The sequence below is a fragment of the Deltaproteobacteria bacterium genome (assembly GCA_016219225.1).
Lineage (GTDB): Bacteria > Desulfobacterota > RBG-13-43-22 > RBG-13-43-22 > RBG-13-43-22 > RBG-13-43-22.
The window spans coordinates 1-9,504 of record JACRBX010000184.1; the positions used below are offsets into that span (position 1 = coordinate 1).

The 9,504-nt window shown below is 50.8% G+C and carries 11 protein-coding genes; 2 read left to right on the forward strand and 9 right to left on the reverse strand.

Annotated features, from left to right (window positions below):
• Positions 1-425: 4Fe-4S ferredoxin (locus HY879_15835; GenBank protein ID MBI5604810.1), on the reverse strand; the 425-nt coding region annotated here is incomplete at its 3' end.
• A 43-nt stretch (positions 426-468) separates the two neighbouring features.
• The gene (locus HY879_15840) at positions 469-714 is read right to left on the reverse strand and encodes a hypothetical protein (protein MBI5604811.1); all 246 of its coding nucleotides are present in this window, start codon (positions 712-714) and stop codon (positions 469-471) included.
• A 209-nt stretch (positions 715-923) separates the two neighbouring features.
• On the opposite strand from HY879_15840, the gene HY879_15845 reads away from it, so the two are divergent.
• The gene (locus tag HY879_15845; protein ID MBI5604812.1) at positions 924-2,357 is read left to right on the forward strand and encodes a sigma 54-interacting transcriptional regulator; all 1,434 of its coding nucleotides are present in this window, start codon (positions 924-926) and stop codon (positions 2,355-2,357) included.
• Between the two features lie 56 nt (positions 2,358-2,413).
• Positions 2,414-2,692 carry a TIGR04076 family protein gene (locus HY879_15850; GenBank protein ID MBI5604813.1) on the forward strand — a complete coding sequence of 93 codons (279 nt, stop codon included), beginning with the start codon at positions 2,414-2,416 and terminating at the stop codon, positions 2,690-2,692.
• A 145-nt stretch (positions 2,693-2,837) separates the two neighbouring features.
• On the opposite strand, the gene HY879_15855 is transcribed toward HY879_15850, so the two are convergent.
• The 7 genes from HY879_15855 to HY879_15885 form a co-directional block, all read right to left on the reverse strand.
• Positions 2,838-3,950: a nitronate monooxygenase gene (locus tag HY879_15855; GenBank protein MBI5604814.1), complete on the reverse strand. Its 1,113-nt coding sequence runs from the start codon at positions 3,948-3,950 to the stop codon at positions 2,838-2,840.
• A gap of 486 nt (positions 3,951-4,436) precedes the next feature.
• Positions 4,437-4,658, reverse strand: a complete 222-nt coding sequence (gene infA / locus HY879_15860; GenBank protein MBI5604815.1) for a translation initiation factor IF-1 — start codon at positions 4,656-4,658, stop codon at positions 4,437-4,439.
• A 119-nt stretch (positions 4,659-4,777) separates the two neighbouring features.
• Positions 4,778-5,146: an RNA-binding protein gene (locus HY879_15865; protein MBI5604816.1), complete on the reverse strand. Its 369-nt coding sequence runs from the start codon at positions 5,144-5,146 to the stop codon at positions 4,778-4,780.
• Positions 5,147-5,423: 277 nt separating this feature from the next.
• On the reverse strand, positions 5,424-6,923 hold the full coding sequence (locus HY879_15870) for an aromatic ring hydroxylase (GenBank protein MBI5604817.1): 1,500 nt from the start codon (positions 6,921-6,923) through the stop codon (positions 5,424-5,426).
• A 71-nt stretch (positions 6,924-6,994) separates the two neighbouring features.
• Entirely contained in the window at positions 6,995-8,383 is a 1,389-nt protein-coding gene (locus tag HY879_15875) for a hypothetical protein (GenBank protein ID MBI5604818.1), read from the reverse strand.
• Positions 8,376-9,185, reverse strand: a complete 810-nt coding sequence (locus HY879_15880; protein MBI5604819.1) for a hypothetical protein — start codon at positions 9,183-9,185, stop codon at positions 8,376-8,378. The genes HY879_15875 and HY879_15880 overlap by 8 nt, the downstream gene beginning before the upstream one ends.
• Positions 9,186-9,316: 131 nt before the next feature.
• Positions 9,317-9,478 (reverse strand): hypothetical protein, encoded by a 162-nt coding sequence (locus HY879_15885; GenBank protein MBI5604820.1) that lies wholly within the window; start codon positions 9,476-9,478, stop codon positions 9,317-9,319.
• Positions 9,479-9,504 lie beyond the last annotated feature (26 nt).

Here is a 9,504-nt window from a genome sequence, read left to right on the forward strand (position 1 = left end):
GTCACCGGTCCGGAGGACTCCTTGGTCAGGGCCCCCACGATGCAGGCCGAAACACAGGCCGGGTCCTGGCAATGCATGCACTGAAATTTGACAAAGGTCTGCGGGTTTTTCAGGGCCGAAGGATTGGTCTCTTTCCGGCCATAGCGGTTTATCACGGTATAAGAGGTTTCATCCATCCGTCGCATTCTTTCCAGAACCGCCGGCTCTTCAAAGGATTCCCGGGGTTTGGAGAGCCGATGCCGTTCGTTGCAGGCCTGTTCACACATACGGCACCCGATACACAGGGTCGTATCCACCAGGCAGCCGTAACCATCTGAAGCTCTCTTCAGGGGATCGGCAGCCAGGACCGGCTTGTCCTTTTGGACCAGGGAAGCAGCCGCCAGCGATCCTGAAATTTTAAAAAAGAGCCTTCTGTTTATCTCCATAAACCATTCTCGGGAACTGAATTAGAGTTGAAAAATGATGATGTCATTCTTTTAATGGGCAAGGCCCTTTTAGGATGCATAACCTATGTCTTTCCCCATCTATGTGACGGCCGATGACCCTGTCTTCGGACCGGTGGACGATCAGGACGATATGATCGGCCACGTCGTGATCTTGGACTGAGACCCCCAGTTGCTCCCCTGTCCTTAAGGCCAGCAGACGCTGCTTAAACGTGAGCAGACAGACCGGCCAGGAAATCTCGGTCAGGTCAAGTGGCGGGGTGGTAGGCATTTTAACGCCTCAATAAAGGGGCGGTGATTTTATCGCTCCCTTTCTTTGCAACCATTGTGCCGGATGGGGAAAAAGTTTTTATCTCTATAACCAACCGTAAAGTATACTAAAAATCAAAGGGGTCTTTTTTCTTTGCCTTGGAGAGCTATTGGTGATATTTAAACGAGTGTTTAAATGATTAAATAAGTGCTTAAATAAGGACAACAGGAATGAACGAACAGGAAATCAATCGCTACTGGAAGAAGATCGTCAACACCATGAGTGAAGGCTTCATGCTGGTCGGTCCGGACGGGATCATTGTCATGGTCAATGAGGCCTTTGAACGCCTGACCGGATATACCTCCAAGGAGGTGACTGGTAAGCCCTGCACGATACTGGATTGTGATGCCTGCGAAAGGACATTAACAAAGTCCGGTGAAGTCTGGTGCCGTTTATTTGCCGAAGGTCAGGTATTAAAATGCCGTTGTCATCTGAGGATCAAGGATGGTTCCTATGTACCGGCCCTAAAAAACGCCTCCGTCTTAAAGGATGAAAAGGGGGGGACTCTGGGTGCGGTGGAAATTCTGATGGATCTTTCGGAACTGGAACGACTGGACCAGAAAGTCGAACTCCTCTCCCGACAACTGGAAGAGGACGTGGGATTTTATGGTATCCTGGGCAAGTCCAACTCCATGCAGAAGCTATTCGATGTGATTGAAAAAGCCGCCAAAAGCGAAGCCCCGGTCATTATTTATGGGGAAAGCGGCACCGGAAAGGAATTAGTGGCCCGGGCCATTCACCAATTGGGAAGAAGAAAAATGGAACCCTTCATCCAGTTCAATTGTGCCGCTTTAAACGAGGCCTTGTTGGAAAGTGAATTATTCGGTCACGTCAAGGGCGCCTTTACCGGAGCTTACCGCCACCGACAGGGTCGCTTTGAAGCAGCCAACAAGGGGGATATTTTTCTTGATGAAATCGGGGACGTTCCCTTGTCCATCCAGGTCAAATTGCTCCGTGTTCTGGAGACCAAGCAATTTGAACATGTGGGGGATGACCATCCCATTTCGGTGGATGTTCGCATCATTACAGCCACCAATAAAAACCTGGAAGAATTAATCGCTCAACAAAAATTCCGTGATGACCTTTTTTTCCGCATCAACGTCTTTCCCATCCATCTCCCCCCCTTAAGGGAGCGCTCTGAGGACATTCCCCTGTTGGTCAATAACTTTATCCGCCGGCTGCGGGTGAGAACCGGGAAAAAAATTACTGGATTGTCATCGGCTGCCATGGAAGGTTTTATGAATTATCGCTGGCCCGGAAATGTCCGGGAACTAAAAAGTGCCCTGGAATATGCCTTTGTAATCGCCGAGAAGGGATTAATCGATCTCGACCAACTGCCTTCCAACATTGTTAAACCGAAGCCGATAGTTCCCGAGTCTGTCCAGCCTCCGCTCCAAGCCACCGGTTTTCCGAAGGTTGATGAATTCGTGATCTCTGAATCAAATTCCGCTGAACGGGGGGAAAAAACGGCCTTGATCAAAGCCTTGCAGCAATGTCAGGGCAATCAATCCCAAGCCGCCCGTGCTTTGGGGATCAACCGGGTCACGGTCTGGAATCGGATGAAAAAATATGGAATTGATCTGAAAAAGGTTTTGCGTACTTAATTTTAAAGGATGTTGTTAAAGATAGTATAATAATCACAGGATAATGGAGGAAGGATATGTTTGACATCAAGTGTACCGTCAAATCGGTCAAGGGGTCCTGTGCGGCCGGGTACAAGAAGGGGGATCATTTCTTTATTCGGGGCGGGGTGATGATTGAGGCCGGAGAACCAAGGGGACTCTGCATGTTTGCTTTACCGGCCCTTCTTCCCTATCTGACCGCCTATTGCCGGGAGACGCCGGAGAGTGACTGGATCAACAGCAAAAGGGAGTTGCAATGTCCCGATAATGACAACGCGGTCGTCTTCGGTATCGAGAGGATAGGGGACAGATGCTGATTTCGGATTTGGGAATGGGGAAACGAAATGCAGAGTGCGTGCCCAGATCCCCCGGCAGGTGCTCCCGTCGGTTGCAACCTGACCTACATGGCTGCAATAAAAAAAGCCGGGAGTTGGCTCCCGGCTTTTTTCTTCATTGAATCGTTTAGGCCAGGAATTTGGTCTGGACGCTTTTCAAAATAGTTTCGGCTTCGGTGACGATCTCCTGGACCAGGTCGTTGACCTTGGGCAGATCGTTGACCCGCTGGGCCGATTCGCCGGCGGCCAGCAGGGCCTTTTCCTTGTCGCCCTTGTAGACGGCATTGATTGATTCGATCTCGAAATTGATCAGAGACATATCGATGGTGGTGTAGTCGTCCGGGGCGCCCAGGAAAACGCCGGGAGATTTCTTTAAAGTATTTTTTTGATGCTCGATGCTCCGGGGGGTTTTCAGCCAGCGGGCCGGTCCGACAAAACCGCGGGCCACTAATGTTCCCCGGTCACCGGCGGCCACCACGCCTTCTTTCCACATCTGATGAAAATCACTTTCCTCGGTGGCCAGGAACCGGGTCCCCATCTGGGCCCCGTCGGCCCCCAGCACCAGGGCGGCGGCTAAAGTTTTGCCGTCGCAGAAACCGCCGGCACCGACGACCAGGGTCTTTTCATCGGATACGGCCTCAACCACGGCCGGGAGCAGGATCATGGAGTGGACCGGTTCCCAGGAGGTATGGAAACCGCCTTCATGGCCTGAGGCGACGATCACGTCGACCCCGGCCTTTTTGCAGCGCAAAGCGGCCTTGACCGAAGGCATGACGTGCATCCAGATCAGGTCGGTCTTTTTGACCGCTTCCGACCAGGGAAGGGGATCGCCGGCCGAGGTCACCAGGACCTTGAACCGTTTCTTCATTTCCGGGTCCGCTTCCCGGACCTTTATCATGGTTTTGACGATCACCTGAGCAATGTCCCGCATCTCGGCGGCCACCATGACGTTGACCCCAAAGATGCCCTGCTTTTCCCGGGTCTGCTCCAGGGTCTTTTGAAAAATGGTTTGTAAAATGGTTTCGGCATCGTCCGCCGGATCGGCGCCGCCGGTCCGGCAGAAATAGTCATAAATTTCCGGCTGGGTATCCTTGGAGGCTATGCCGCTGGAACTGATCAGCCCAAGCACCCCGGCGTTGGCCGAGGCAATACACAGTTTGTTGGTCCCGAAAGGCCCCATTCCGGCCTGGATGATGGGATACTTGATCCCTACCAGATCACAAAGTCTTGATTTAATCATGGATAACGTCCTCCTCTTATTGTTAAGTTAAGTCAGTTAAATATCTTCTATTTTTCTACGAGAATAAGGTTTCAAGCCTCTCCACCCCTTCCCCTCCCTTCCAGGGGTAAGGAGGGATGAAGGTTCAGAAGAAAAAATAAAAAAAATTGCCCTGTTGAAATTATCAATATCTAAGAGACTGTCTCTACAAATATCCATTGAATTTTATTATGTCAAGAAAAAAAATAACTAATTTCTATGGATACTATTTTTTTTAACCTTCATGCTCCAGGAGACACCACGAAACATGAAAAACCGAATGTCGGATATCGAATACGAATACTGAATGTCGGAGGAAGGTGAAAAAATTTCATAATTCGAAAAGGCTATAGGCGATGGGCCAGGGGCAGGTAAAATGGTCAAACCTGTCCACCGCAGGCCTGATGAAACCTGAAAATCCCACAAATTCCTTTTTGAAAAAAATAGGGGGGTTTTGTAAAGCAGGGGTTAGGATTTATGGCGGAAGATAATCAAGCCGTGTGAAAGGTCGTATAAGGAGACCCCTACGGTTACTCTGTCCCCCTCGATCACCCGGATTTTAAACCGCTTCATCGTGCCGCACAATTTAGCTGTAATAGTAACGCCATTTTCCAGGGTTATCATATAGTTTCCTCCCCCGGTGGCTTTTGAAACTTTACCTTCGAATTTGGCCAGGTCGTCTTTAGACAAAAATTCCCACTCCTTTTTTGGTAAAAGATCATTGGACGGTAAGAATGTAAAAAGCCTGCCACCGGGTTAGCCGGTTAGCAGGCTAATAGCAGACTCTTAGATGATATCAATTGCAGGAACTACCAACGGCCGCGGCCCTGGGATCCCCCGCTCCGACCGCCGCCACCCCCTCGGCTTTTCCCTTTACCGCCGCCGCCTCCGCCTGGACCCCCACGGAAACCCCCTCCGCCTTCACGGGGGGCCTGGGGTCGGGCTTTGGATACCGTAAGCGTGCGCCCTTCGTACCCGCTGCCGTTTAGATTATTAATAGCCTCAGTAGCCTCTTGTTCACTGGCCATTTCTACGAACCCGAAGCCTTTGCTTAGACCGGTTTCCCGATCGGTGATCACTTTGGCGGATTCAACCGTTCCATAAGGGGTGAAAAGTTGGGCAAGGACTTCATCATTCACAGAATAAGGGAGACTACCGACATACAATTTACTGGGCATAGAACCTCCTTAAAGGTTAATACCCTTAAAGAGATCATGAGCCGCTGGGCCGAAAACTCTTTAAAGGCGGATATATTTTAGTTTCTTTTATACCATATTTTTTTTTATGGTACAACTATTTTATTAAAAACGTCTTCCGGGCCATTTGGGGATGACCGGTTTTCCTATTAAGCTCTCATGTCCCATAGGGGCACCATGAAGTATGAAAATAGGTTCAAGGTACAGGGTTCAAGGTTTTTCAGGCTTGCATCTTGCAACTTGAAACTTTATTTTCGTATTACCGGTTTCCTTTACGGCTCAAGGCCTCACGGTCCCCACCACTCATACCGGCAATGTACTTGACCAGCTTTTTCCTGGATTCGATGTCATATTGGGTAGTAATAGCGATCTGTTCCATAATCGGCGAGCCACCCCCATGGTAGGCCCCTATTCTGGCTACACCGCCGCTTCCTGAGCAGAGGGCATCGCCCAGGTACCGCCAGAACTGGGCCTGATCCTCTACCGGCATAACGGGATTGCGCTTGGTGTATTTATTGAGCAGGTCTTTGATTTCCGGGTTCATAAAATCCTTCTCATGAGGGAAGGTGGCCACCACCCCTCCGGCGATATCGCAAAGGATCTCGGCCTCCCTGAATACTGCCTCACCCGACAGACAGCGGCCGACATTGCAGTAAATGGAATGGGGGATATAGGAACCCGGGCCATAAGGAACAAAACCGATACCCGGCATGTAGACTTCCGGCTTGCCCAGGTCGGAAGCCGTATACCCGGCGGCGTATCCCAACTCGGTGACCATGATGATCTCGGCCAGCTTTTCCCGGACGTGGGAGGCCTTATGGACATTGTTCACTTCGGCGGCCAGGGCCGCGGTCCCCAAAAGAATATCGCCCAGCCCCGGCTTGCAGCCCGAATAGGAATGGCGGTGGAACAGGGCGAAGAGCAGGGCCATGACACCCCCGTGCTGCCATTCCCCGGCCAGAAAGACCCTTTCCCAGGGCACAAAGCAGTCCTCAAAGATCATATAGGAATCGGTTGCGCCCTGGGAGAAGCCCCGCTTGAATTGCTGCCTATGACGGAAGTTACGGATGGTGACCACCTGTTTTAACCCGTCCCAGTCACCCGGGACGGCGAAGGCCACGGCGTAGTCCTGGTCCTCGGGACGCAAAGCCCGGGTCGGTACCACCAATACCTCGTCGGCCACCGAAGCCTCCGAGATGTGCAGTTTGCAGCCGCTGACCACGATGCCGTCGTTCAACCTCTCCTTGATCCGAACATAGGCGTCGGGGTTAGGCTGGTCGGCCGGCCGAAGCAGCCGGTCGCCCTTGACGTCGGTCTGGGCGCAGCAGCCTACCAAATCCTCGGACTGGAAACGGGTGAGCCACTTCTTGAAGTTTTCATGATACCGGGTGGCCCCGTTGTTCTGCTTGTCCGCTTCGTAAGAAACGTTATAAATGGAATTGGTGGCATCAATTCCCATGCAGCGCTGGATGCACCCCCCCACCTTCTGGCAGAGCATGCGGGTCATGTCCTGTTTCTTGTGCAGGTCGTCGGTATTCTGGTGGATGTGGGTAAAGCGGCTGATCCGTTCCCCGGTTAGATGGGAGATGGCCGTGCATAGCTCCTGAGTCTCCGGCTTGGCCGCCTCATCATAAGTGGTGCCGATGGTGTTGAGGCAGTCCATCTGGACCTCATCGGTACGGTCGATCAACTGCCCGTCGCAGTAGAGGTTCCGCTTCATCTTGGATAGACCTTGAAAATATTGTTCCTTGGTTCTCATGTTTTCATCTTCCTCCTTATATCGATGCTAAGATTATTTTATTATAAATGGGGGGTTTTGCCAATCTCTATCTATTGATTTTTTCGCCAGTAATCCCTTAACAAGGGGCTGGCAAAACGAAAGCGGCCGGTTCCCTTCACCTTTTCGATATAGAAATCGTATTCCAGATAACTCAGGATCAGATCGAATTCCTTTACCGAAACGATGGAGGGCGGGAAGGAGGCGCCATAGATCCGGTGCAGATCTTCCTTCTCAAGTCCCTTTTCTCCGGCCTTGGCAAGGGCTTTCAAAACCGCTTTGGCTCCAGGCTTCCGGTTTCCATAACACTTAAAATGGCGCTCAAAGGTATCAAAATATCTTCTCCCTTCCAGACCGGTGATTTTTTCATAAGCCTCTTGAAGAGCATGGATGGAAAAGCCGGGGTTTTTCTGGAAGAGGGAGACCACCATATTTTCCAAAATCTGGATGAAATAGGGAATTCCCGGCATAGCCATTTGGGCAAGATGCTGATGGATCCTGTCGGAGAGGATGATTTCCCGGCCGAGGAGCAGGCTCTCAAGGTAATCACGGATAGCGGTCCGGTCAAAATAATCTATTTTCATTTCCTTCAGATCGGAGAAATATTCCCGACCCAGGTTATTGTCCTTAATATGGACCCTGAGATTAATAGATCCGGAAAAGAGAAAAACGTCATGGCCCTGGAGGGAGGCCCTTACCTCTCTGAACCACTTGACAAAATCCGCGGTTTTATCCTGGGAACCGTCATGGCCCCCTTCCTCTTTACACAAGAAGGTATCGAGCATATAGGGCCATTCATCGAGGATAAAAAGACAGGGAGTCCGGACAGGTCCTTCTATTTCCGAGGCCAATCGGTCTACGAATTCTTCAGGGCCGGCCACGCCTTCCAGATCGATCATGACCGGGCGAAAACGGTGCAAGGAGGCCATTCCTTCTATCCGTTTTAGGATGCTCGTTTTGCCAAACCGCCTCGGGCCATATAAATATATCGATTCCTTCCTGGAAAGGTGCTGCCATAATCTGGCAATGACCCTCTCGCGATCAAAGAAGTCCGAGCCGGTGGCTACGGCCGTCAGGGGGTTCGCAGGAAAGAAGTCCCCATCTTTTTCAATGACATTGACCACACCACTCAAAAAGAGGGATTCCTTAAACATCTTTTCCCCCTGATCGTAAAAGGCAGTAATCGGGATGCGGTAGATCCGGTAATCGATGGTCCTGGAAAGATCTTGCTCAACCAGAGAAAAATCCTCTATCGCGTCAGCCCGGAGTTCTGCCTTCCTTACAAAAAATGAAGGCAGCCGGAGATCCCGTATGCCCTTGATAACCGCCTTATAAGCCCCCGGCGGTTCCGCACCGGTGATATACAGAAAAAGATATTCTTCCCTTTGGGTGGCCTTGTTCCGGATTTTGACCAGGTGCCCGGCCCGGCTGATCCTATTCATGTTGGCTTTCCTTCATGATATGGGTGATTTCTTCCAACAACTCATCGAAGATGGTATCGGCCACAAAGAGCAGCTCACTCATGGCCGCCACCCGGTTCCTGAGGTGCTCCGGAATAAGGTCTCCCTTCCCGATGCGGACATATTCGTAAATGAGGTGATGGTCCTTTTTGTCCCAGGCATGCTGAAGCTGGGTCATGAGTTGGATCTCGAATAAAAACCGTACCCCCATTTCCTGGAAAACGATGGTGTATTCGATTGCCCGATGGCCGGCCCGGCTTCCCGGATAGTGGATGGCAATGTGATCTTCCCGGCTGTCAGCCTGAAGCCTTGGATCGTTGGCTATGAAGGTTTTTAGCTTTTCATCGATAAAGCGGAGGTCTTTTAAGTAATTGCAGACCATTCGGAAGCGGACAATATCGGGGAGGGTTTGGAGGAATTTCCGGGGATGATGCTTGAAGGGCGGGATTTTTCGGCGTTTCTCTTTCGGGGCCTTTTCCCATTCCAGATAGTCCAGCCAGGATTTCAAAACCTTTTCGGCAACCCGTGCCGGGCTCTTCAGAAGGGTGCTTCCGCCAGTCCCCGAATGACCGGATGGAGGCGGCTCAATCCGGGCCACAAAGCGCTCTCTTTGTCCTGTTAGAGATTCCCTGGCCCATCCTTCTAATTCTCTTTCGAAGGATAACTTGAGTTCCTGGGCAGGAATATCGAGATCCCGGAGTTGTTTGCCGATGAACGCTTCATAATCCTTCCGGCTCGGGAAACCCCATTTTTTGAGCCATGTTTTTTCAGGGTCAGACGCCACCTTCAAGCCCCCTTGTGATAAAGAATGCCTACTGGGCGATAGGGTCAGGAAATAGAATAACAAAAACCCAGGCCCTTTCCCACTTATTTTTAATTCATTTTCTCGAAATGAATTGTTATGTAAGCGTATTTCTATTTTTGTAACCGTTTTTCTTGTGGAATACTCGCTCGATGAAGACGGCCGACGGGTTCATCTTCTAAAAAACCTTCTTCCCTTCCATCTCTCTCCGCCTCTATTATCGAGATCGGCACTGGCTCTGTTTCTTTAACCTCCATGACCACTTCTTCTTTCACTCTCACTTCAGGAACAACCGTTTCGA

Excerpts from the sequence above, each read along its gene's own strand:
- HY879_15840 (MBI5604811.1), bottom strand. The coding sequence starts at position 714 with ATGCCTACCACCCCGCCACTTGACCTGACCGAGATTTCCTGGCCGGTC.
- HY879_15845 (MBI5604812.1), top strand. The coding sequence starts at position 924 with ATGAACGAACAGGAAATCAATCGCTACTGGAAGAAGATCGTCAACACC.
- HY879_15850 (MBI5604813.1), top strand. The coding sequence starts at position 2,414 with ATGTTTGACATCAAGTGTACCGTCAAATCGGTCAAGGGGTCCTGTGCG.
- HY879_15855 (MBI5604814.1), bottom strand. The coding sequence starts at position 3,950 with ATGATTAAATCAAGACTTTGTGATCTGGTAGGGATCAAGTATCCCATC.
- HY879_15865 (MBI5604816.1), bottom strand. The coding sequence starts at position 5,146 with ATGCCCAGTAAATTGTATGTCGGTAGTCTCCCTTATTCTGTGAATGAT.
- HY879_15870 (MBI5604817.1), bottom strand. The coding sequence starts at position 6,923 with ATGAGAACCAAGGAACAATATTTTCAAGGTCTATCCAAGATGAAGCGG.
- HY879_15875 (MBI5604818.1), bottom strand. The coding sequence starts at position 8,383 with ATGAATAGGATCAGCCGGGCCGGGCACCTGGTCAAAATCCGGAACAAG.